Below are 21,367 nucleotides of genomic sequence, written 5' to 3'. Positions count from 1 at the left end.
TAGTAACAATGACGACGCCCTGGAGGGGAATGATGTCACAGACAGCGAAAGTTTTGCTGCTGTATGCCCATCCGGAATCTCAGGACTCGGTGGCCAACCGGGTTTTGCTTAAGCCGGCTCTGCAATTACCAAATGTCACGGTGCATGACCTCTATGCCCACTATCCCGATTTCTTTATTGATATCAGCCATGAGCAGGCATTGCTGCGCGATCACGATGTGATTGTTTTTCAGTTCCCGCTTTATACCTATAGCTGTCCGGCGCTGCTAAAAGAGTGGTTCGACCGCGTGTTAAGCCGCGGTTTCGCGAGCGGCGTGGGTGGCAATCAGCTTGCCGGCAAATACTGGCGCTGCGTCATTACGACCGGCGAGCCGGAGACGGCCTATCGCCCGGACGGGTTTAACCGCTACGCCCTGAGCGACATCCTGCGGCCTTTCGAGCTGACCGCCGCCATGTGCCGTATGCACTGGATGACACCGCTGATTATTTACTGGGCGCGGCGTCAGTCGCTTTCCGAACTGGCGTCTCATGGCCGCGCGTATGAACGCTGGCTGGCGGACCCGTTAACGCCGGGAGGCTTTTGATGGAAGGTTCGGATCTGCTGCTGGCAGGCATTCTGTTTCTTTTCGCCGCGGTAGTGGCGGTGCCAATCGCGGCGCGCCTGGGTATCGGCGCGGTGCTCGGCTACTTGCTGGCGGGAATTGCCATCGGCCCGTGGGGGCTTGGCTTTATCAGCGACGTCGACGAGATCCTGCACTTTTCAGAGCTGGGCGTTGTGTTTCTGATGTTCCTGATAGGGCTTGAACTGAACCCGTCAAAACTCTGGAAACTGCGGCGCTCTATTTTCGGCATCGGCGCTGCCCAGGTGTTGTTAAGTGCGGTAGTGCTGGCGGGGCTGCTGATGCTCACTGATTTCGCGTGGCAGGCAGCCGTGGTGGGCGGTATCGGCCTTGCGATGTCGTCTACCGCGATGGCATTGCAACTGATGCGCGACAAAGGCATGAACCGCACCGAAGGCGGCCAGCTAGGATTCTCCGTGCTGCTGTTTCAGGATCTCGCGGTGATCCCGGCGCTGGCGATGGTGCCTTTACTGGCCGGCAACGGTGATGAACACCCGGACTGGCTGAAAATTGGCATGAAAGTGCTCGCGTTCGCCGTCATGCTGGTGGGCGGGCGTTATCTCCTGCGCCCGGTGTTTCGGTTTATTGCCGGTTCCGGCGTGCGCGAGGTGTTTACCGCCGCCGCGCTGCTGCTGGTGCTGGGCTCCGCGCTGTTTATGGATTTGCTTGGGCTTTCTATGGCGCTCGGCACGTTTATCGCGGGCATTCTGCTGGCCGAGAGCGAATATCGCCACGAACTGGAAATCGCCATCGAGCCTTTCAAAGGGCTGCTGCTGGGGCTGTTTTTTATCTCCGTCGGCATGGCGCTGAATCTGGGCGTTCTCTATACCCATATTTTGTGGGTCGTGATGAGCGTGGTGGTGCTGGTGAGCGTCAAAATGGCGGTGCTGTACGGTCTCGGGCGTTTTCAGGGGCTGCGGCGCACCGAGCGGCTGCCGTTCGCGGGCGTGCTGAGCCAGGGCGGGGAGTTCGCGTTTGTGCTCTTCTCCAGCGCCTCGTCGCAGAAGCTTTTCCACAATGACCAGATGGCGCTGCTGCTGGTGACGGTAACGCTCTCGATGATGACCACGCCGCTGGTGATGAAAGGCATTGACCGGCTGCTGGCGCGCCACTTTAACGTACCGGATGAAGATGCCGAAATGCCCTACGTGGAAGATGATAAGCCGCAAGTGATTATCGTCGGCTTCGGGCGTTTCGGGCAGGTGATTGGCCGCCTGCTGATGGCCAACAAAATGCGTATTACGGTGCTGGAGCGCGATATCAGCGCGGTCAACCTGATGCGAAAATATGGCTATAAGGTTTACTATGGCGACGCCACCGAGCTTGAGCTGTTGCGCGCCGCCGGGGCCGAATCCGCGCAGTCTATCGTCGTCACCTGTAACGATCCGGAAGATACGATGCGCATCGTGCATCTCTGCCAGCAGCACTTTCCGCAGATGGAGATCCTGGCGCGGGCGCGCGGGCGCGTTGAGGCGCATGAGCTTTTGCAGGCTGGCGTGAAGCAGTTTTCGCGCGAGACGTTCTCCAGCGCGCTGGAGCTTGGGCGTAAAACCCTGATTTCGCTAGGCATGCATCCACATCAGGCGCAGCGCGCACAGCTCCATTTCCGCCGTCTTGATATGCGGATGCTGCGCGAACTGATGCCGGTACATACCGATAACGCGCAAATTTCCCGTGTCCGCGAGGCGCGTCGCGAGCTGGAGGAGATTTTCCACCGTGAGATGCAGCAGGAACGACGCCAGCTCGACGGCTGGGACGAATTTGAATAGAAGGTGAACCTATGGCTGTGCGTAAACGTTTTATTGCCGGGGCCGTCTGCCCGAAATGCCAGGCGCAGGATTCTCTCGCCATGTGGCGTGAAAATCAGGTCGATATTGTCGAGTGCGTAAAGTGCGGGCATCAGATGCGCGAGGCGGACAAAGAAGTTCGCGAGAAGGTTCGCAAAGATGAGCAAGTCATAGGGATTTTTCATCCCGACTAGCGAGATGCCCCAGGTTTCTTTAAGCTAAAGGGTACACAGGCGTCGATTTGGGCTACAATCGGCGCCAGTCTTTTTTCCTCACTCAGGAGATATCATGAAAGTAGCAAAAGACCTGGTGGTCAGCCTGGCCTATCAGGTACGTACAGAAGACGGTGTATTGGTTGATGAGTCTCCGGTGAGTGCGCCGCTGGACTACCTGCATGGTCACGGCTCCCTGATTTCCGGCCTGGAAGCAGCGCTGGAAGGCCATGACGTTGGCGATAAATTCGATGTGAACGTAGGCGCTAACGACGCTTACGGCCAGTACGATGAAAATCTGGTACAGCGCGTACCGAAAGACGTCTTCATGGGCGTTGACGAGCTGCAGGTTGGCATGCGCTTCCTGGCGGAAACCGATCAGGGCCCGGTACCGGTAGAAATTACCGAAGTGGGCGACGACCACGTTGTGGTTGACGGCAACCACATGCTGGCGGGCCAGAACCTGAACTTCAACGTGGAAGTCGTTGCTATCCGCGAAGCGACCGAAGAAGAACTGGCTCACGGCCACGTTCACGGCGCGAACGGCCATCATCATGACCACGATCACGACCATGACGGTTGCTGCGGCGGTCACGGCCATAGCCACGAGCACGGCAAAGGCGGTTGCGGTAACGGCGGCTGCGGTTGCCACTAAGCCTGATAAAAAAGGGGCGCTCCGGCGCCCCTTTTTACTGCCCGCGATTTACCCGTCAGTAATGCGGCGGCGGTGTTTCTTCCGCCTGCGATGCGATCATTGACGGCTGCGAGGCTTTGATTTTCTCCACCATAATTTTGAGCTGTTCGCGCATCTTCGCGAGCTCCAGCTCATGCTTTGTGATGGCGGCGTTTAAGTCTTCAATAGTGGTTTCCTGAAACGCCAGCCGGCTCTCCAGTTCAGCGATACGGTGTTCAGTCGATTCGTTGTGCATGATGTTTCCCCCTTTGCGTCGCGATTCTACGCAACTTTTCCGGATTCTGCCGGGTTGCTTCAACAGAAAGAAACTTATTTAAACAAATTAAGTCTGAAATAACGCCCGAAACGGAAAAGTGGTTATGTTGATTTCCGCTGCGACGTTTTATAGTACGACTTTCGTTTTTAAGATAACCCTGGGGTGAGAGGCCCCAACCCTGGAGATAATGGATGAAATCACTGTTTAAAGTAACGCTGCTGGCGACCACGATGGCTGTGGCGTTCAACGCGCCTCTGACTTTTGCTGCGCCAGCCACACAGCAGCAGACGCCTGCTGCCGCTGACAGCAAAGCTGCATTCCAGAACGATGATCAGAAATCGGCTTACGCGCTGGGTGCATCACTGGGCCGTTACATGGAAAACTCCCTGAAAGAGCAGGAAAAACTGGGCATCAAACTGGATAAAAACCAGCTGATCGCCGGTGTCCAGGATGCGTTTGCTGATAAGAGCAAACTCTCTGACCAGGAAATCGAGCAGACTCTGCAGGCTTTTGAAACTCGCGTAAAAGGCGCCGCTCAGGCGAAAGTCGAGAAAGACGCGACTGAAAACGAAGCGAAAGGCAAAGCCTTCCGTGACAAATTCGCCAAAGAGAAGGGCGTGAAGACCTCTTCTACCGGCCTGCTGTATAAAGTTGAGAAAGAAGGCACCGGCGCTGCGCCGAAAGAGAGCGACACCGTTGTGGTTAACTACAAAGGCACGCTTATCGACGGTCAGGAGTTCGATAACTCCTACAAGCGTGGCGAGCCGCTCTCTTTCCGTCTTGATGGTGTGATCCCGGGCTGGACCGAAGGCCTGAAAAACATTAAGAAAGGCGGCAAAATCAAGCTGGTCATCCCGCCTGAGCTGGCTTACGGCAAAAACGGCGTTCCGGGTATTCCGGCTAACTCCACCCTGGTGTTTGACGTAGAACTGCTGGATATCAATCCGGCGGCGAAAGCAGACGCCGCACCGAAGGCCGCCGCGGGCGATAAAGCCGACGACGCTGCCAAAGCGAAGTAACGCTTCGCAGACCGCCGCCTCCGGGCGGCGGTTTTTTTATCCGGGCCACGTATAATAAAAGCTGGCTAGTGTTGCGCCCGCTGTATTACTTTAGCGAGTTACGTAACAACTGAATGATGAGTCTGCCCAGACCTTGAGAGACGACAGGCTCGCTGTAAAGGGTGGTATGTTTTCATGTCCAATTCGCTATTAACCAATGAGGCCAGCGAACTCGATCTGCTGGATCAGCGTCCCTTCGAACAGACCGACTTTGATATTTTGCGTTCCTACGAAGCGGTCGTGGACGGGTTAGCGATGCTCATCGGCTCCCACTGTGAAATTGTGCTGCATTCCCTGCAGGATCTGAAATGCTCGGCTATCCGCATCGCTAACGGCGAACACACAGGACGCAAAATCGGCTCGCCGATTACCGATCTGGCACTGCGTATGCTGCACGATATGACCGGCGCTGACAGTAGCGTCTCAAAGTGCTATTTCACCCGCGCGAAAAGCGGCGTTCTGATGAAATCGGTGACTATCGCCATCCGTAACCGGGAACATCGTGTGATCGGTCTGCTGTGCATTAATATGAACCTGGATGTGCCGTTCTCCCAGATTATGAGCACCTTTGTACCGCCGGAAACGCAGGAAGTGCCGTCTTCCGTGAACTTTGCCTCGTCCGTGGAAGATCTTGTGACCCAGACGCTGGAGTTCACCATTGAAGAGGTGAACGCGGACCGCAATGTCTCGAACAACGCCAAGAACCGCCAGATTGTCCTTAACCTTTACGAGAAAGGCATTTTTGATATTAAAGACGCTATTAATCAGGTGGCCGACCGGCTGAATATCTCCAAGCACACGGTTTATCTGTATATCCGTCAGTTCAAGAACGGTGATTTTCAGGGGCATGAACGTTAATGCGCTTTACCTTGATGGTTACCGGCCCGGCCTATGGCACGCAGCAGGCGAGCAGCGCCTTACAGTTTGCGAAAGCGTTGCTGGCGGAAGGGCACAGCCTTGAAAGCGTCTTTTTTTATCGGGAAGGGATCTACAACGCGAATCAGTTCACGTCGCCCGCGAGTGACGAGTTCGATCTGGTGCGCGCCTGGCAACAGCTTCACGACGAAAACGGCGTCGCGCTGCATATCTGCGTGGCGGCTGCGCTGCGTCGCGGAGTGACAGATGAAAATGAAGCGCGAGCGCAGGGCCTTACCGGTGCGAACCTTCAGCCCGGCTTTCAACTGAGCGGCCTGGGCGCGCTGGCTGAAGCCGCGCTGACCTGCGACAGGGTGGTAGAGTTTTAATGAAACAGGTGGCTTTTGTCTTTACCCAGGCACCGCATGGCACCTCGGCGGGCCGCGAAGGGCTCGACGCGCTGCTGGCAATGTCTGCGTTAACGGAAGAGATTGGCGTCTTTTTTCTGAGCGACGGCGTTTTTCAGATTCTGCCGGGTCAGCATCCACAGGCGGTCCTGAGCCGCGATTATATCTCTACGTTTAAAGTTCTGCCGTTGTACGATATTGAGCGCTGCTATATTTGCCGGGAATCGCTGCAGGAGCGCGGGCTTAGTGAAGAACACGCCTTTGTGATTGATGTCGAGGCGCTGGACGCCGCAGCGCTGCGCGAACGCCTCGATGGTTACGACGTCGTGCTGACATTTTAAGGAACGCCATGCTGTATACGCTTTCTCGCTCGCCCTGGCAGGTGGATATTCACGCGCTGCTGCGCCTTGTGCGTTCGGGCGATGACATTCTTCTGATGCAAAACGGCGTGGTCGCCGCGCTTCACGACAGCCGCTATCTCGCCGTGCTGCTGGCGTCGCCCGCCCGGGTTGTCGCCTTAGAAAACGATGTGGAAGCTCGCGGCCTTGTCGCTCAAATTTCGAGCAGCATCGATACGATTAGCTATACTGAGTTCGTCAACCTTACCGTAAAACACGCAAGTCAGATGGCCTGGTAACGTGCGAACGCTGTATATTTCTTGACACCCTTAAAGCACAGCCCTAAAATTCCGCGTCCTCATATTATATGAGGGCGATTTATTACGTGTTTACGAAGCAAAAGCTATAAAACCAGGAGCTATTTAATGGCAACAGTTAACCAGCTGGTTCGCAAACCTCGCGCTCGCAAAGTTGCTAAGAGCAACGTGCCGGCGCTGGAAGCTTGCCCGCAAAAACGTGGTGTATGTACTCGCGTATATACCACCACTCCGAAAAAACCGAACTCCGCACTGCGTAAAGTATGCCGTGTTCGTCTGACTAACGGTTTTGAAGTGACTTCCTACATCGGTGGTGAAGGTCACAACCTGCAGGAGCACTCCGTGATCCTGATCCGTGGCGGTCGTGTTAAAGACCTCCCGGGTGTTCGTTACCACACCGTGCGTGGCGCGCTTGACTGCTCCGGCGTTAAAGACCGTAAGCAGGCTCGCTCCAAGTATGGCGTGAAGCGTCCTAAGGCTTAATGGTTCTCCGTTAAGTAAGGCCAAACGTTTTAACTTTAATGTCAAACTAAACTCGTAGAGTTTTGGACAATCCTGAATTAACAACGGAGTATTTCCATGCCACGTCGTCGCGTCATTGGTCAGCGTAAAATTCTGCCGGATCCGAAGTTCGGATCAGAACTGCTGGCTAAATTTGTCAATATCCTGATGGTAGATGGTAAAAAATCTACTGCAGAATCAATCGTATACAGCGCGCTGGAGACCCTGGCTCAGCGCTCTGGTAAATCTGAACTGGAAGCTTTCGAAGTCGCTCTCGAAAACGTGCGCCCGACTGTAGAAGTTAAGTCTCGCCGCGTTGGTGGTTCTACCTACCAGGTTCCGGTTGAAGTCCGTCCGGTTCGCCGCAATGCTCTGGCAATGCGTTGGATCGTTGAAGCTGCTCGTAAACGCGGTGATAAATCCATGGCTCTGCGCCTGGCGAACGAACTTTCTGATGCTGCAGACAACAAAGGTACTGCAGTTAAGAAACGTGAAGACGTTCACCGTATGGCAGAAGCCAACAAGGCGTTCGCACACTACCGCTGGTAATCCCTGCGGCATGTTAGTCACCAGACGGGCGCTTCAGGTAAGCCGCCCGCTCTGGGTAACTTATCCTGAACGCCTAAGGCAATAGAGGAATCAAATGGCTCGTACAACACCTATTGCACGCTACCGTAACATCGGTATCAGTGCGCACATCGACGCCGGTAAAACCACTACTACCGAACGTATTCTGTTCTACACCGGTGTAAACCACAAAATCGGTGAAGTTCATGACGGCGCCGCAACTATGGACTGGATGGAACAGGAGCAGGAGCGTGGTATTACCATTACCTCCGCTGCGACTACCGCATTCTGGTCTGGTATGGCTAAGCAGTATGAACCGCATCGTATCAACATCATCGACACCCCGGGGCACGTTGACTTCACCATCGAAGTAGAACGTTCCATGCGTGTCCTTGACGGTGCGGTAATGGTTTACTGCGCAGTTGGTGGTGTTCAGCCGCAGTCTGAAACCGTATGGCGTCAGGCTAACAAATACAAAGTTCCGCGTATTGCGTTCGTTAACAAAATGGACCGCATGGGCGCGAACTTCCTGAAAGTTGTTGGTCAGATCAAAACCCGTCTGGGCGCGAACCCGGTTCCGCTGCAGCTGGCGATTGGTGCTGAAGAAGGTTTCACCGGTGTTGTTGACCTGGTGAAAATGAAAGCCATCAACTGGAACGATGCAGACCAGGGCGTAACCTTCGAATACGAAGATATCCCGGCTGACATGCAGGACCTGGCTGACGAATGGCACCAGAACCTGATCGAGTCCGCAGCTGAAGCTTCTGAAGAGCTGATGGAGAAATACCTGGGTGGTGAAGAACTGACTGAAGAAGAGATCAAAAAAGCTCTGCGTCAGCGCGTTCTGAACAACGAAATCATCCTGGTAACCTGTGGTTCGGCGTTCAAAAACAAAGGCGTACAGGCGATGCTGGATGCGGTAATTGATTACCTGCCATCCCCGGTTGACGTACCTGCGATCAACGGTATCCTGGACGACGGTAAAGATACTCCGGCTGAGCGTCACGCTAGCGATGAAGAGCCGTTCTCTGCACTGGCGTTCAAAATCGCTACCGACCCGTTCGTTGGTAACCTGACGTTCTTCCGCGTGTACTCTGGTGTGGTTAACTCTGGTGATACCATCCTGAACTCCGTGAAATCCGCACGTGAGCGTTTCGGTCGTATCGTACAGATGCACGCTAACAAACGTGAAGAGATCAAAGAAGTTCGCGCAGGCGACATCGCGGCTGCAATCGGTCTGAAAGACGTGACCACTGGTGACACCCTGTGTAACCCGGATCACCCGATCATTCTGGAACGCATGGAGTTCCCAGAGCCGGTAATCTCTATCGCGGTTGAACCGAAAACCAAAGCTGACCAGGAAAAAATGGGTCTGGCTCTGGGCCGTCTGGCTAAAGAAGACCCGTCTTTCCGCGTATGGACTGACGAAGAATCTAACCAGACCATCATCGCTGGTATGGGTGAGCTGCACCTCGACATCATCGTTGACCGTATGAAGCGTGAGTTCAACGTTGAAGCTAACGTAGGTAAACCTCAGGTTGCTTACCGCGAAGCGATTCGCAGCAAAGTTACCGACATCGAAGGTAAACATGCTAAGCAGTCTGGTGGTCGCGGTCAGTACGGTCACGTTGTGATCGACATGTACCCGCTGGAGCCGGGCTCTAACCCGAAAGGTTACGAGTTCATCAACGACATTAAAGGTGGTGTGATTCCTGGCGAATACATCCCGGCCGTTGATAAAGGCATCCAGGAGCAGCTGAAGTCTGGTCCGCTGGCAGGTTACCCGGTAGTAGACATCGGTATCCGTCTGCACTTCGGTTCTTACCACGACGTTGACTCCTCTGAACTGGCGTTTAAACTGGCAGCTTCTATCGCCTTTAAAGAAGGCTTTAAGAAAGCAAAACCAGTTCTGCTTGAGCCGATCATGAAGGTTGAAGTAGAAACTCCGGAAGAGAACACTGGTGACGTTATCGGTGACTTGAGCCGTCGTCGCGGTATGCTGCGTGGTCAGGAATCCGAAGTAACTGGCGTTAAGATCCACGCTGAAGTTCCGCTGTCTGAAATGTTCGGATATGCAACTCAGCTGCGTTCTCTGACCAAAGGTCGTGCATCATACACTATGGAATTCCTGAAGTATGATGATGCGCCGAACAACGTTGCTCAGGCCGTTATCGAAGCCCGTGGCAAATAAGCCTCAGGGTTAAAACCAAAGTCCCGTGCCCTCTCGGCGAGGGGGCACTATAGTAAGGAATATAGCCGTGTCTAAAGAAAAATTTGAACGTACAAAACCGCACGTCAACGTCGGTACTATCGGCCACGTTGACCATGGTAAAACTACCCTGACCGCTGCCATCACTACCGTTCTGGCGAAAACCTACGGTGGTTCTGCTCGTGCATTCGACCAGATCGATAACGCGCCGGAAGAAAAAGCTCGTGGTATCACCATCAACACCTCTCACGTTGAATATGACACCCCGACTCGCCACTACGCGCACGTTGACTGCCCGGGCCACGCCGACTACGTGAAAAACATGATCACCGGTGCTGCTCAGATGGACGGCGCTATCCTGGTTGTTGCTGCGACTGACGGCCCGATGCCGCAGACCCGTGAGCACATCCTGCTGGGTCGTCAGGTAGGCGTTCCGTACATCATCGTGTTCCTGAACAAATGCGACATGGTTGATGACGAAGAGCTGCTGGAACTGGTTGAGATGGAAGTGCGCGAGCTGCTGTCTCAGTACGACTTCCCGGGCGACGACACCCCGATCGTTCGTGGTTCTGCTCTGAAAGCGCTGGAAGGCGACGCTGAGTGGGAAGCGAAAATCATCGAGCTGGCAGGTCACCTGGATTCCTACATCCCGGAACCGGAGCGTGCGATTGACAAGCCGTTCCTGCTGCCGATCGAAGACGTATTCTCCATCTCTGGTCGTGGTACCGTTGTTACCGGTCGTGTAGAGCGCGGTATCATCAAGGTTGGTGAAGAAGTTGAAATCGTGGGCATCAAAGACACCGCGAAATCCACCTGTACTGGCGTTGAAATGTTCCGCAAACTGCTGGACGAAGGCCGTGCGGGCGAGAACGTAGGTGTTCTGCTGCGTGGTATCAAACGTGAAGAAATCGAACGTGGTCAGGTACTGGCTAAGCCGGGCTCCATCAAGCCGCACACCAAGTTCGAATCTGAAGTGTACATTCTGTCCAAAGATGAAGGCGGCCGTCACACTCCGTTCTTCAAAGGCTACCGTCCGCAGTTCTACTTCCGTACGACTGATGTGACTGGCACCATCGAACTGCCGGAAGGCGTGGAGATGGTAATGCCGGGCGACAACATCAAAATGGTTGTTACCCTGATCCACCCGATCGCGATGGACGACGGTCTGCGTTTCGCAATCCGCGAAGGCGGCCGTACCGTTGGCGCGGGCGTGGTTGCAAAAGTTCTGGGCTAATTGCTACAGAATTGAAAAGGGCGCTTCGGCGCCCTTTTTTGTTTTATAAGGAAAAGTAGTTTGAAAACATTCATGTCTTCAAAAGAAGCCCATTCTGCATCAGAAAACTCTACTCCAGTCTCGTTGTAATCGTAACTATTCTCATTTACACTCTGTGCATAAACTGAACGGGAGTCATCATGTACGTTTGTTTGTGTAACGGTATCAGTGATAAAAAAATACGGCAGGCGGTACGCCAGCACCATCCCCAGTCCTTCCAGCAGCTTCGTAAATTCATGCCGATTGGTAATCAGTGCGGCAAGTGTGTCCGGGCCGCGCGTGAAATTATGCAGGATGAACTGCTGCAGATTCCGGAATACCAGGAAATTGCGTAAGCTCAGATTTTGACTTCCTCGCCAGCCCATCTACGCTTCATGTAGTGGAAGCGGAGGGAAGCAAAATGAAAGGTGATATTAAGATAATAAATTATCTCAATAAATTATTGGGAAATGAGCTTGTCGCAATCAATCAGTACTTTCTCCATGCAAGAATGTTCAAAAACTGGGGCCTCATGCGCCTCAACGACGTTGAGTATCATGAATCCATTGATGAGATGAAGCACGCCGATATCTATATCGAGCGTATTCTCTTTCTTGAAGGTATCCCAAATCTTCAGGATCTTGGCAAGTTACACATTGGCGAAGACGTAGAAGAGATGCTGCGCTCCGATCTCAATCTTGAGATGGAAGGGGCGAAAGATCTGCGTGAAGCCATCGCCTATGCCGATTCAATTCATGACTACGTCAGCAGGGACATTATGATTAAAATCCTTGAAGACGAAGAGCATCACATTGACTGGCTGGAAACCGAACTGGATCTTATCGGTAAAATTGGCCTGCAGAATTACATCCAGTCCCAGATTAAAGAGCAGAGCTAACGTTCATAGAGTCAGTATCTGGAATGTGACGCCACTGCACACTAACCCCGCTATCGCCAGAAAGGGCCCAAAAGGTAGCGGGGTTTTACGTACGGATGCTTTGCCTTTTATGTAATAAACTATCAATGCGGCCGCAAGCCCAAGTAAAGAAGCAATGGTAAGTAGAACACCAAGCAGTTGCCATCCGTGCCAGGCGCCAAGTGCACCCAAAAATTTCACATCCCCATACCCCAACCCTTCATAACCACGCAGCCAACGATAAGCCCAGTAGAAAAAGCATAATGAAAGGTATCCGGCCAGCGCTCCGGTGACAGCATCCGCCAGATGCTGTGGCGCAAATATAAGCTGGTAAGAAAGCCCTATCCACAAGAGAGGGCAGGTAAGGTTGTCAGGTAGAAGACCGTCACGCACATCTTTTACCACCAGCCCTGCATTCAACAGCATATACGCTGAAATCCATATCGCGATCATTCTTCTTCCCTGAGTGCGCCTTCAATGAACTCATAACATACGCTTCCCGGAAGACACGCCAAACGGTGTTCATGCAACAATGCGCGTAGTTTCCATAAAAGAAATGAAGAGAATTGGCGTGATACACCGAATTTCGAGACAGTACGAAAGAATGTTTAATTTCTAATCAGCGCTTGCGTCAGCGCCAGATTTACGTATAATGCGCGGGCCTGTCATCAATGACGGCTGGTTCGATATGAACCCTGATAGCTTCTTTTTGGCTATCAAACAATGCCCCCAATCGGGGGGCTACGTAAGAACGATTACACTCTCCCATCAATCGTAATGGGTTCGAGGAGTAATCATTTTCGTCTATAAAATAATTGGAGCTCTGGTCTCATGCAGAACCAAAGAATCCGTATCCGCCTGAAAGCGTTTGATCATCGTCTGATCGATCAATCAACCGCGGAAATCGTCGAGACTGCTAAGCGCACTGGTGCGCAAGTCCGTGGTCCGATCCCGCTGCCGACCCGCAAAGAGCGCTTTACCGTTCTGATCTCCCCGCACGTTAACAAAGACGCGCGCGATCAGTACGAAATCCGCACTCACAAGCGTCTGGTTGACATCGTTGAGCCAACCGAGAAAACCGTTGATGCTCTGATGCGTCTGGATCTGGCTGCCGGTGTAGACGTGCAGATCAGCCTGGGTTAATCAGGTCATTGAGCGATTGAGAGGTTGAAACAATGATTGGTTTAGTCGGTAAAAAAGTGGGTATGACCCGCATCTTCACTGAAGAAGGCGTTTCTATCCCAGTAACCGTAATCGAAGTTGAAGCAAACCGCGTTACTCAGGTTAAAGACCTGGCTAACGACGGCTACCGCGCTGTGCAGGTTACCACTGGTGCTAAAAAAGCTAACCGTGTAACCAAGCCGGAAGCGGGTCACTTCGCTAAAGCTGGCGTAGAAGCTGGCCGTGGTCTGTGGGAATTCCGTCTCGCTGATGGCGAAGAATACACCGTAGGTCAGAGCATTAGCGTTGAGCTGTTTGCTGAAGTTAAAAAAGTTGACGTAACTGGCACCTCTAAAGGTAAAGGTTTCGCCGGTACCGTTAAGCGCTGGAACTTCCGTACCCAGGACGCTACCCACGGTAACTCCTTGTCTCACCGCGTTCCGGGTTCTATCGGTCAGAACCAGACTCCGGGCAAAGTGTTCAAAGGCAAGAAAATGGCAGGTCAGCTGGGTAACGAACGTGTAACCGTTCAGAGCCTGGACGTAGTACGTGTTGACGCTGAGCGCAACCTGCTGCTGGTTAAAGGTGCTGTCCCGGGTGCAACCGGTAGCGACCTGATCGTTAAACCAGCTGTGAAGGCGTGAGGAGATAGCAATGGAATTAGTACTGAAAGACGCGCAGAGCGCGCTGACTGTTTCCGAAACTACCTTCGGTCGTGATTTCAACGAAGCGCTGGTACACCAGGTTGTAGTTGCTTACGCAGCTGGTGCTCGTCAGGGTACTCGTGCTCAGAAGACCCGTGCTGAAGTAACTGGCTCCGGTAAAAAACCGTGGCGCCAGAAAGGTACCGGCCGTGCGCGTTCTGGTTCCATCAAGAGCCCGATCTGGCGCTCTGGTGGCGTGACCTTCGCTGCGCGTCCGCAGGACCACAGTCAAAAAGTTAACAAAAAGATGTACCGCGGCGCGCTGAAAAGCATCCTGTCCGAACTGGTACGTCAGGATCGTCTGATCGTTGTCGAGAAGTTCTCTGTAGAAGCGCCGAAAACCAAGCTGCTGGCACAGAAACTGAAAGACATGGCTCTGGAAGATGTGCTGATCATCACCGGTGAACTGGACGAAAACCTGTTCCTGGCCGCACGTAACCTGCACAAGGTTGACGTACGCGATGCTACAGGTATCGACCCGGTTAGCCTGATCGCCTTCGACAAAGTCGTAATGACTGCTGATGCTGTTAAGCAAGTTGAGGAGATGCTGGCATGATTCGTGAAGAACGTCTGCTGAAGGTGCTGCGCGCACCGCACGTTTCTGAAAAAGCGTCTACTGCGATGGAAAAAACCAACACCATCGTTCTCAAAGTTGCTAAAGACGCGACTAAAGCAGAAATCAAAGCTGCTGTGCAGAAACTGTTTGAAGTCGAAGTCGAAGTCGTTAACACCCTGGTAGTTAAAGGGAAAGTTAAACGTCACGGACAGCGTATCGGTCGTCGTAGCGACTGGAAAAAAGCTTACGTCACCCTGAAAGAAGGCCAGAATCTGGACTTCATCGGCGGCGCTGAGTAAGTCGGAGGAGTAATACAATGGCAGTTGTTAAATGTAAACCGACATCTCCGGGTCGTCGCCACGTAGTTAAAGTGGTTAACCCTGAGCTGCACAAGGGCAAACCTTTTGCTCCGTTGCTGGAAAAAAACAGCAAATCCGGTGGTCGTAACAACAATGGCCGTATCACCACTCGTCACATCGGTGGTGGTCACAAACAGGCCTACCGTATTGTTGACTTCAAACGCAACAAAGACGGTATCCCGGCAGTTGTTGAACGTCTTGAGTACGATCCGAACCGCTCCGCGAACATCGCGCTGGTTCTGTACAAAGACGGCGAGCGCCGTTACATCCTGGCCCCTAAAGGCCTGAAAGCTGGCGACCAGATTCAGTCTGGCGTTGATGCTGCAATCAAACCAGGTAACACCCTGCCGATGCGCAACATCCCGGTTGGTTCTACTGTTCACAACGTAGAAATGAAACCAGGTAAAGGCGGTCAGCTGGCGCGTTCTGCTGGTACCTATGTTCAGATCGTTGCTCGTGACGGTGCCTATGTCACCCTGCGTCTGCGTTCTGGCGAAATGCGTAAAGTGGAAGCTGACTGCCGCGCGACTCTGGGCGAAGTTGGTAACGCTGAGCATATGCTGCGCGTTCTGGGTAAAGCAGGTGCTGCACGCTGGCGTGGTGTTCGTCCGACCGTTCGCGGTACGGCGATGAACCCGGTGGATCACCCACATGGTGGTGGTGAAGGTCGTAACTTTGGTAAGCACCCGGTAACTCCGTGGGGCGTTCAGACCAAAGGTAAGAAGACCCGCAGCAACAAGCGTACTGATAAATTCATCGTACGTCGCCGTAGCAAATAATTTTAGAGGATAAGCCATGCCACGTTCTCTCAAGAAAGGTCCTTTTATTGACCTGCACTTGCTGAAGAAGGTAGAGAAAGCGGTGGAAAGCGGTGACAAGAAGCCCCTGCGCACTTGGTCCCGTCGTTCAACGATCTTTCCAAACATGATCGGTTTGACCATCGCTGTCCATAATGGTCGTCAGCACGTTCCAGTATTTGTTTCCGACGAAATGGTCGGTCACAAACTGGGTGAATTCGCACCGACCCGTACTTATCGCGGTCACGCGGCTGATAAAAAAGCCAAGAAGAAATAAGTAGGAGGAAGAGATGGAAACTATCGCTAAACATCGCCATGCTCGTTCTTCTGCTCAGAAGGTTCGCCTGGTGGCTGACCTGATCCGCGGTAAGAAAGTGTCGCAGGCTCTGGATATTCTGACCTACACCAATAAGAAAGCGGCTGTATTGGTTAAGAAAGTCCTGGAATCTGCCATTGCTAACGCTGAACACAACGATGGCGCTGACATTGACGATCTGAAAGTCACGAAAATTTTCGTAGACGAAGGCCCGAGCATGAAACGCATTATGCCGCGTGCGAAAGGTCGTGCAGATCGCATTCTGAAGCGCACCAGCCACATCACTGTGGTTGTGTCCGATCGCTGAGACTCTGGAGACTAGCAATGGGTCAGAAAGTACATCCTAATGGTATTCGCCTGGGTATTGTAAAACCATGGAACTCTACCTGGTTCGCGAACACCAAAGAATTCGCTGACAACCTGGACAGCGACTTTAAAGTTCGTCAGTACCTGAACAAGGAACTGGCTAAAGCGTCTGTATCTCGTATCGTTATCGAGCGTCCGGCTAAAAGCATTCGTGTGACCATTCACACTGCTCGCCCGGGTATCGTTATCGGTAAGAAAGGTGAAGACGTCGAAAAACTGCGTAAGGGCGTAGCGGACATCGCTGGCGTGCCTGCGCAGATCAATATCGCCGAAGTTCGTAAACCTGAACTGGACGCAAAACTGGTTGCTGACAGCATCACTTCTCAGCTGGAACGTCGTGTTATGTTCCGTCGTGCTATGAAGCGTGCTGTACAGAACGCCATGCGTCTGGGCGCTAAAGGTATCAAAGTTGAAGTTAGCGGCCGTCTGGGCGGCGCTGAGATCGCACGTACCGAATGGTACCGTGAAGGTCGCGTTCCGCTGCACACTCTGCGCGCTGACATCGACTACAACACCTCCGAAGCGCACACCACTTACGGTGTAATCGGCGTTAAAGTGTGGATCTTCAAAGGTGAGATCCTTGGTGGTATGGCTGCTGTTGAACAACCGGAAAAACCGGCTGCTCAACCGAAAAAGCAGCAGCGTAAAGGCCGTAAATAAGGAGCGTCGCTGATGTTACAACCAAAGCGTACAAAATTCCGTAAAGTGCACAAAGGCCGCAACCGTGGTCTGGCGCAGGGTACGGATGTTAGCTTCGGCACTTACGGTCTTAAAGCTGTTGGCCGTGGTCGTCTGACTGCCCGTCAGATCGAAGCAGCACGTCGTGCAATGACCCGTGCAGTTAAGCGTCAGGGTAAGATCTGGATCCGTGTATTCCCGGACAAACCGATCACCGAGAAGCCGCTGGAAGTGCGTATGGGTAAAGGTAAAGGTAACGTAGAGTATTGGGTTGCCTTGATTCAGCCGGGTAAAGTCCTGTACGAAATGGACGGTGTGCCGGAAGAGCTGGCCCGTGAAGCATTCAAGCTGGCAGCAGCGAAACTGCCGATTAAAACCACCTTTGTAACTAAGACGGTGATGTAATGAAAGCAAAAGAGCTGCGTGAGAAGAGTGTTGAAGAGCTGAACACCGAGCTGCTTAACCTGCTGCGCGAGCAGTTCAACCTGCGTATGCAGGCTGCAAGTGGCCAGCTGCAACAGACTCACCTGTTGAAGCAAGTGCGTCGTGATGTCGCACGCGTTAAGACTTTACTGACTGAGAAGGCGGGTGCGTAATGACCGATAAAATCCGTACTCTGCAAGGTCGCGTTGTTAGCGACAAAATGGAGAAATCCATTGTTGTTGCCATCGAGCGTTTTGTGAAACACCCGATCTACGGTAAATTCATTAAGCGTACGACCAAACTGCACGTACATGACGAGAACAACGAATGCGGTATCGGTGACGTGGTTGAAATCCGCGAATGCCGTCCGCTGTCCAAGACTAAGTCCTGGACGCTGGTTCGCGTTGTAGAGAAAGCGGTTCTGTAATAGAGTAGCGCTCTCTAACAGAATAAACGGCTCAGCGATGAGCCGTTTATTTTTTCTACCCATATCCTGTGAGCGGTGTTATAATGCCGCGCCCTCGATTATGGGGATTTTTAACGACCTGAAGTTAGGTCCCGAAGTAGTAGTTGACATTAGCGGAGCACTGAAATGATCCAAGAACAGACTATGCTGAACGTCGCCGACAACTCCGGCGCGCGTCGCGTAATGTGTATCAAGGTTCTGGGTGGCTCGCACCGTCGCTACGCAGGCGTCGGCGATATCATCAAAATTACCATCAAGGAAGCAATTCCGCGCGGTAAAGTTAAAAAAGGTGATGTGCTGAAGGCGGTAGTGGTGCGCACCAAGAAGGGTGTTCGTCGCCCTGACGGTTCTGTCGTTCGCTTCGATGGCAATGCTTGTGTTCTTCTGAACAACAACAGCGAGCAGCCTATCGGTACGCGTATTTTTGGGCCGGTAACTCGTGAACTTCGTTCTGAGAAGTTTATGAAAATCATCTCTCTGGCACCAGAAGTACTCTAAGGAGCGAATCATGGCAGCGAAAATCCGTCGTGATGACGAAGTTATCGTGTTAACCGGTAAAGATAAAGGTAAACGCGGTAAAGTAAAAAATGTCCTGTCTTCCGGCAAGGTCATTGTTGAAGGTATCAACCTGGTTAAGAAACATCAGAAGCCGGTTCCGGCCCTGAACCAACCGGGTGGCATCGTTGAAAAAGAAGCTGCTATTCAGGTTTCTAACGTTGCAATCTTCAATGCGGCAACCGGCAAGGCTGACCGTGTAGGCTTTAGATTCGAAGACGGCAAAAAAGTCCGTTTCTTCAAGTCTAACAGCGAAACTATCAAGTAATTTGGAGTAGTACGATGGCGAAACTGCATGATTACTACAAAGACGAAGTAGTTAAAAAACTGATGACTCAGTTCAACTACAATTCTGTCATGCAAGTCCCTCGGGTCGAGAAGATCACCCTGAACATGGGTGTTGGTGAAGCGATCGCTGACAAGAAACTGCTGGATAACGCAGCAGCTGACCTGGCAGCAATCTCCGGTCAAAAACCGCTGATCACCAAAGCACGCAAATCAGTTGCAGGCTTCAAAATCCGTCAGGGCTATCCGATCGGCTGTAAAGTAACTCTGCGTGGCGAACGCATGTGGGAGTTCTTTGAGCGCCTGATCACTATTGCTGTACCGCGTATTCGTGACTTCCGCGGCCTGTCCGCTAAGTCTTTCGACGGTCGTGGCAATTACAGCATGGGTGTCCGTGAGCAGATCATCTTCCCGGAAATCGACTATGACAAAGTCGATCGCGTTCGTGGTTTGGATATTACCATTACCACTACTGCGAAATCTGATGAAGAAGGCCGTGCTCTGCTGGCTGCCTTTGACTTCCCGTTCCGCAAGTAAGGTAGGGTTACTTCATGGCTAAGCAATCAATGAAAGCACGCGAAGTAAAGCGCGTAGCTTTAGCTGAAAAATACTTCGCTAAACGCGCTGAACTGAAAGCGATCATTTCTGATGTGAACGCTTCCGACGAAGACCGTTGGAACGCTGTTCTGAAGCTGCAGACTCTGCCGCGTGATTCCAGCCCGTCTCGTCAGCGTAACCGCTGCCGTCAAACTGGTCGTCCGCACGCTTTCCTGCGGAAGTTCGGGTTGAGCCGTATCAAGGTCCGTGAAGCCGCTATGCGCGGTGAAATCCCGGGTCTGAAAAAGGCTAGCTGGTAATTGTCACCAATTGAATCACGGGAGTAAAGACAGATGAGCATGCAAGATCCGATCGCGGATATGCTGACCCGTATCCGTAACGGTCAGGCCGCGAACAAAGCTGCGGTCACCATGCCTTCCTCCAAGCTGAAAGTGGCAATCGCCAACGTGCTGAAGGAAGAAGGTTTTATTGAAGATTTTAAAGTTGAAGGCGACACCAAGCCGGAACTGGAACTGACTCTCAAGTATTTCCAGGGTAAAGCTGTTGTAGAAAGCATTCAGCGTGTCAGCCGCCCAGGTCTGCGCATCTATAAGAAAAAAGATGAGCTGCCGAAAGTTATGGCCGGCCTGGGTATCGCGGTTATTTCTACCTCTAAAGGTGTTATGACTGATCGTGCAGCGCGCCAGGCTGGTCTTGGTGGCGAAATTATCTGCTACGTAGCCTAATCGGAGGAAAAAATGTCTCGTGTTGCTAAAGCACCGGTCGTTATTCCTGCCGGCGTTGATGTAAAACTCAACGGTCAGGTTATCACGATCAAAGGTAAAAACGGCGAGCTGACTCGTACTCTCAACGATGCTGTTGAAGTTAAACATGCAGATAATGCTCTGACTTTCGGTCCGCGTGATGGTTACGCAGACGGTTGGGCTCAGGCTGGTACCGCGCGTGCCCTGCTGAATTCAATGGTTATCGGTGTTACCGAAGGCTTCACTAAGAAGCTGCAGCTGGTTGGTGTAGGTTATCGTGCAGCGATCAAAGGGAACGTAGTAAACCTGTCTCTGGGTTTTTCTCACCCTGTTGATCATCAGCTGCCTGCGGGTATCACTGCAGAATGTCCGTCTCAGACTGAAATCGTGCTGAAAGGCGCTGATAAACAGCTGATCGGCCAGGTTGCTGCTGACCTGCGCGCCTACCGTCGTCCTGAGCCTTACAAAGGCAAGGGTGTTCGTTACGCCGACGAAGTCGTGCGTACCAAAGAGGCTAAGAAGAAGTAAGGTAACACTATGGATAAGAAATCTGCTCGTATCCGTCGTGCGACCCGCGCACGTCGCAAGCTCAAAGAGCTTGGTGCGACCCGCCTGGTGGTACATCGTACCCCGCGTCATATTTACGCACAGGTAATCGCCCCGAACGGTTCTGAAGTTCTGGTAGCCGCTTCTACTGTAGAAAAAGCTATCGCTGAGCAACTGAAGTACACTGGAAACAAAGACGCCGCTGCTGCAGTTGGTAAAGCTGTTGCTGAGCGCGCGCTGGAAAAAGGCATCAAAGATGTTTCTTTTGACCGCTCTGGTTTCCAATATCATGGTCGTGTCCAGGCACTGGCAGATGCTGCCCGTGAAGCTGGCCTTCAGTTCTAAGGTAGAGGTGTAAGATGGCTCACATCGAAAAACAAGCTGGCGAACTGCAGGAAAAGCTGATCGCGGTAAACCGCGTATCTAAAACCGTAAAAGGTGGTCGTATTTTTAGCTTCACCGCTCTGACTGTAGTCGGTGATGGCAACGGCCGCGTTGGTTTTGGTTACGGTAAAGCACGCGAAGTTCCGGCAGCGATCCAGAAAGCGATGGAAAAAGCTCGTCGCAATATGATTAACGTCGCGCTGAACCACGGCACCCTGCAGCACCCGGTTAAAGGTGCTCACACGGGTTCTCGTGTATTCATGCAGCCGGCTTCCGAAGGTACCGGTATCATCGCCGGTGGTGCAATGCGCGCCGTTCTGGAAGTCGCTGGGGTTCATAACGTTCTGGCTAAAGCCTATGGTTCCACTAACCCGATCAACGTGGTTCGTGCGACTATTGATGGCCTGGCCAACATGAAGTCCCCGGAAATGGTCGCTGCCAAGCGTGGTAAATCCGTTGAAGAAATTCTGGGGTAATTGAC

Annotated in this window: 36 protein-coding genes; 34 read left to right on the top strand and 2 right to left on the bottom strand. The window is 52.6% G+C overall.

Annotated elements, in window-relative coordinates:
- The first annotated feature begins 32 nt into the window (after positions 1–32).
- From kefG to slyD, 4 genes are all read left to right on the top strand, one after another.
- Positions 33–584: a glutathione-regulated potassium-efflux system ancillary protein KefG gene (gene kefG / locus ACUW6V_RS10975; RefSeq protein ID WP_004386606.1), complete on the top strand. Its 552-nt coding sequence runs from the start codon at positions 33–35 to the stop codon at positions 582–584.
- A complete protein-coding gene (gene kefB, locus ACUW6V_RS10970; protein WP_004386607.1) occupies positions 584–2,389 on the top strand; it encodes a glutathione-regulated potassium-efflux system protein KefB in 1,806 nt (601 codons plus the stop codon). Before kefG ends, kefB begins: the two co-directional genes overlap by 1 nt.
- A gap of 11 nt (positions 2,390–2,400) precedes the next feature.
- Positions 2,401–2,601, top strand: coding sequence for a YheV family putative zinc ribbon protein (locus tag ACUW6V_RS10965; RefSeq protein ID WP_004386608.1), 201 nt, complete (start codon positions 2,401–2,403; stop codon positions 2,599–2,601).
- A 94-nt stretch (positions 2,602–2,695) separates the two neighbouring features.
- On the top strand, positions 2,696–3,274 hold the full coding sequence (gene slyD, locus ACUW6V_RS10960) for a peptidylprolyl isomerase (protein WP_454038343.1): 579 nt from the start codon (positions 2,696–2,698) through the stop codon (positions 3,272–3,274).
- 55 nt (positions 3,275–3,329) lie between these two features.
- Here slyD and ACUW6V_RS10955 read toward each other — a convergent pair whose 3' ends face one another.
- Positions 3,330–3,548 (bottom strand): SlyX family protein, encoded by a 219-nt coding sequence (locus ACUW6V_RS10955; RefSeq protein ID WP_007778724.1) that lies wholly within the window; start codon positions 3,546–3,548, stop codon positions 3,330–3,332.
- Between the two features lie 212 nt (positions 3,549–3,760).
- On the opposite strand from ACUW6V_RS10955, the gene fkpA reads away from it, so the two are divergent.
- The 11 genes from fkpA (at position 3,761) to bfr (ending at position 11,971) form a co-directional block, all read left to right on the top strand.
- A complete protein-coding gene (gene fkpA, locus ACUW6V_RS10950; protein WP_054625453.1) occupies positions 3,761–4,588 on the top strand; it encodes an FKBP-type peptidyl-prolyl cis-trans isomerase in 828 nt (275 codons plus the stop codon).
- Positions 4,589–4,762: 174 nt separating this feature from the next.
- Positions 4,763–5,485, top strand: coding sequence for a helix-turn-helix transcriptional regulator (locus tag ACUW6V_RS10945; protein WP_004386612.1), 723 nt, complete (start codon positions 4,763–4,765; stop codon positions 5,483–5,485).
- A complete protein-coding gene (gene tusD, locus ACUW6V_RS10940; RefSeq protein WP_104671976.1) occupies positions 5,485–5,871 on the top strand; it encodes a sulfurtransferase complex subunit TusD in 387 nt (128 codons plus the stop codon). Before ACUW6V_RS10945 ends, tusD begins: the two co-directional genes overlap by 1 nt.
- The gene (gene tusC / locus ACUW6V_RS10935) at positions 5,871–6,230 is read left to right on the top strand and encodes a sulfurtransferase complex subunit TusC (protein ID WP_097569574.1); all 360 of its coding nucleotides are present in this window, start codon (positions 5,871–5,873) and stop codon (positions 6,228–6,230) included. The genes tusD and tusC overlap by 1 nt, the downstream gene beginning before the upstream one ends.
- An 8-nt stretch (positions 6,231–6,238) precedes the next feature.
- Complete coding sequence (tusB, locus tag ACUW6V_RS10930) at positions 6,239–6,526, top strand: sulfurtransferase complex subunit TusB (RefSeq protein WP_007899703.1); 288 nt, start codon at positions 6,239–6,241, stop codon at positions 6,524–6,526.
- 126 nt (positions 6,527–6,652) lie between these two features.
- Positions 6,653–7,027 carry a 30S ribosomal protein S12 gene (gene rpsL, locus ACUW6V_RS10925; RefSeq protein ID WP_000246815.1) on the top strand — a complete coding sequence of 125 codons (375 nt, stop codon included), beginning with the start codon at positions 6,653–6,655 and terminating at the stop codon, positions 7,025–7,027.
- Between the two features lie 96 nt (positions 7,028–7,123).
- On the top strand, positions 7,124–7,594 hold the full coding sequence (gene rpsG / locus ACUW6V_RS10920) for a 30S ribosomal protein S7 (RefSeq protein WP_001138042.1): 471 nt from the start codon (positions 7,124–7,126) through the stop codon (positions 7,592–7,594).
- A 94-nt stretch (positions 7,595–7,688) separates the two neighbouring features.
- On the top strand, positions 7,689–9,803 hold the full coding sequence (gene fusA / locus ACUW6V_RS10915; protein WP_004386616.1) for an elongation factor G: 2,115 nt from the start codon (positions 7,689–7,691) through the stop codon (positions 9,801–9,803).
- Positions 9,804–9,870: 67 nt separating this feature from the next.
- Complete coding sequence (tuf, locus tag ACUW6V_RS10910) at positions 9,871–11,055, top strand: elongation factor Tu (protein ID WP_007872666.1); 1,185 nt, start codon at positions 9,871–9,873, stop codon at positions 11,053–11,055.
- A gap of 179 nt (positions 11,056–11,234) precedes the next feature.
- Complete coding sequence (gene bfd, locus ACUW6V_RS10905) at positions 11,235–11,429, top strand: bacterioferritin-associated ferredoxin (RefSeq protein ID WP_004387802.1); 195 nt, start codon at positions 11,235–11,237, stop codon at positions 11,427–11,429.
- A 65-nt stretch (positions 11,430–11,494) separates the two neighbouring features.
- The gene (gene bfr, locus ACUW6V_RS10900) at positions 11,495–11,971 is read left to right on the top strand and encodes a bacterioferritin (RefSeq protein WP_004387803.1); all 477 of its coding nucleotides are present in this window, start codon (positions 11,495–11,497) and stop codon (positions 11,969–11,971) included.
- Between the two features lie 3 nt (positions 11,972–11,974).
- Here bfr and ACUW6V_RS10895 read toward each other — a convergent pair whose 3' ends face one another.
- The gene (locus ACUW6V_RS10895; RefSeq protein ID WP_007871513.1) at positions 11,975–12,442 is read right to left on the bottom strand and encodes a prepilin peptidase; all 468 of its coding nucleotides are present in this window, start codon (positions 12,440–12,442) and stop codon (positions 11,975–11,977) included.
- Positions 12,443–12,820: 378 nt separating this feature from the next.
- Between ACUW6V_RS10895 and rpsJ the strand changes: the two genes are divergently transcribed.
- The 19 genes from rpsJ (at position 12,821) to rpsE (ending at position 21,362) form a co-directional block, all read left to right on the top strand.
- Positions 12,821–13,132: a 30S ribosomal protein S10 gene (gene rpsJ, locus ACUW6V_RS10890; RefSeq protein WP_001181005.1), complete on the top strand. Its 312-nt coding sequence runs from the start codon at positions 12,821–12,823 to the stop codon at positions 13,130–13,132.
- Positions 13,133–13,164: 32 nt separating this feature from the next.
- On the top strand, positions 13,165–13,794 hold the full coding sequence (rplC, locus tag ACUW6V_RS10885; RefSeq protein WP_007681261.1) for a 50S ribosomal protein L3: 630 nt from the start codon (positions 13,165–13,167) through the stop codon (positions 13,792–13,794).
- A 10-nt stretch (positions 13,795–13,804) separates the two neighbouring features.
- Positions 13,805–14,410 carry a 50S ribosomal protein L4 gene (rplD, locus tag ACUW6V_RS10880; protein ID WP_000424395.1) on the top strand — a complete coding sequence of 202 codons (606 nt, stop codon included), beginning with the start codon at positions 13,805–13,807 and terminating at the stop codon, positions 14,408–14,410.
- Positions 14,407–14,709, top strand: a complete 303-nt coding sequence (rplW, locus tag ACUW6V_RS10875; protein WP_004388606.1) for a 50S ribosomal protein L23 — start codon at positions 14,407–14,409, stop codon at positions 14,707–14,709. The genes rplD and rplW overlap by 4 nt, the downstream gene beginning before the upstream one ends.
- Positions 14,710–14,726: 17 nt before the next feature.
- The gene (rplB, locus tag ACUW6V_RS10870) at positions 14,727–15,548 is read left to right on the top strand and encodes a 50S ribosomal protein L2 (protein ID WP_000301864.1); all 822 of its coding nucleotides are present in this window, start codon (positions 14,727–14,729) and stop codon (positions 15,546–15,548) included.
- Positions 15,549–15,564: 16 nt separating this feature from the next.
- Positions 15,565–15,843 carry a 30S ribosomal protein S19 gene (rpsS, locus tag ACUW6V_RS10865; protein WP_001138115.1) on the top strand — a complete coding sequence of 93 codons (279 nt, stop codon included), beginning with the start codon at positions 15,565–15,567 and terminating at the stop codon, positions 15,841–15,843.
- A gap of 13 nt (positions 15,844–15,856) precedes the next feature.
- Positions 15,857–16,189 (top strand): 50S ribosomal protein L22, encoded by a 333-nt coding sequence (gene rplV / locus ACUW6V_RS10860; RefSeq protein ID WP_000447529.1) that lies wholly within the window; start codon positions 15,857–15,859, stop codon positions 16,187–16,189.
- A gap of 17 nt (positions 16,190–16,206) precedes the next feature.
- On the top strand, positions 16,207–16,908 hold the full coding sequence (gene rpsC, locus ACUW6V_RS10855) for a 30S ribosomal protein S3 (protein WP_004388607.1): 702 nt from the start codon (positions 16,207–16,209) through the stop codon (positions 16,906–16,908).
- A gap of 12 nt (positions 16,909–16,920) precedes the next feature.
- A complete protein-coding gene (gene rplP, locus ACUW6V_RS10850) occupies positions 16,921–17,331 on the top strand; it encodes a 50S ribosomal protein L16 (protein ID WP_004388608.1) in 411 nt (136 codons plus the stop codon).
- Positions 17,331–17,522, top strand: coding sequence for a 50S ribosomal protein L29 (gene rpmC, locus ACUW6V_RS10845; protein WP_004388609.1), 192 nt, complete (start codon positions 17,331–17,333; stop codon positions 17,520–17,522). The genes rplP and rpmC overlap by 1 nt, the downstream gene beginning before the upstream one ends.
- Positions 17,522–17,776 (top strand): 30S ribosomal protein S17, encoded by a 255-nt coding sequence (gene rpsQ / locus ACUW6V_RS10840; protein ID WP_000130100.1) that lies wholly within the window; start codon positions 17,522–17,524, stop codon positions 17,774–17,776. Before rpmC ends, rpsQ begins: the two co-directional genes overlap by 1 nt.
- 165 nt (positions 17,777–17,941) lie before the next feature.
- Entirely contained in the window at positions 17,942–18,313 is a 372-nt protein-coding gene (gene rplN, locus ACUW6V_RS10835) for a 50S ribosomal protein L14 (protein ID WP_004388611.1), read from the top strand.
- 10 nt (positions 18,314–18,323) lie between these two features.
- Entirely contained in the window at positions 18,324–18,638 is a 315-nt protein-coding gene (gene rplX, locus ACUW6V_RS10830; RefSeq protein WP_000729185.1) for a 50S ribosomal protein L24, read from the top strand.
- Between the two features lie 14 nt (positions 18,639–18,652).
- A complete protein-coding gene (rplE, locus tag ACUW6V_RS10825) occupies positions 18,653–19,192 on the top strand; it encodes a 50S ribosomal protein L5 (RefSeq protein ID WP_004388613.1) in 540 nt (179 codons plus the stop codon).
- Positions 19,193–19,206: 14 nt separating this feature from the next.
- Positions 19,207–19,512: a 30S ribosomal protein S14 gene (gene rpsN, locus ACUW6V_RS10820; RefSeq protein WP_004388614.1), complete on the top strand. Its 306-nt coding sequence runs from the start codon at positions 19,207–19,209 to the stop codon at positions 19,510–19,512.
- 33 nt (positions 19,513–19,545) lie between these two features.
- Positions 19,546–19,938 (top strand): 30S ribosomal protein S8, encoded by a 393-nt coding sequence (gene rpsH / locus ACUW6V_RS10815; protein WP_004388615.1) that lies wholly within the window; start codon positions 19,546–19,548, stop codon positions 19,936–19,938.
- 12 nt (positions 19,939–19,950) lie between these two features.
- On the top strand, positions 19,951–20,484 hold the full coding sequence (gene rplF / locus ACUW6V_RS10810; protein ID WP_004388616.1) for a 50S ribosomal protein L6: 534 nt from the start codon (positions 19,951–19,953) through the stop codon (positions 20,482–20,484).
- Positions 20,485–20,493: 9 nt separating this feature from the next.
- A complete protein-coding gene (gene rplR / locus ACUW6V_RS10805) occupies positions 20,494–20,847 on the top strand; it encodes a 50S ribosomal protein L18 (protein WP_000358956.1) in 354 nt (117 codons plus the stop codon).
- A gap of 14 nt (positions 20,848–20,861) precedes the next feature.
- Complete coding sequence (gene rpsE / locus ACUW6V_RS10800) at positions 20,862–21,362, top strand: 30S ribosomal protein S5 (protein ID WP_004388617.1); 501 nt, start codon at positions 20,862–20,864, stop codon at positions 21,360–21,362.
- Positions 21,363–21,367 lie beyond the last annotated feature (5 nt).

This window comes from Cronobacter sp. 153480017-3 (assembly GCF_053627815.1).
This window is presented reverse-complemented; position numbering and strand designations above follow the sequence as displayed.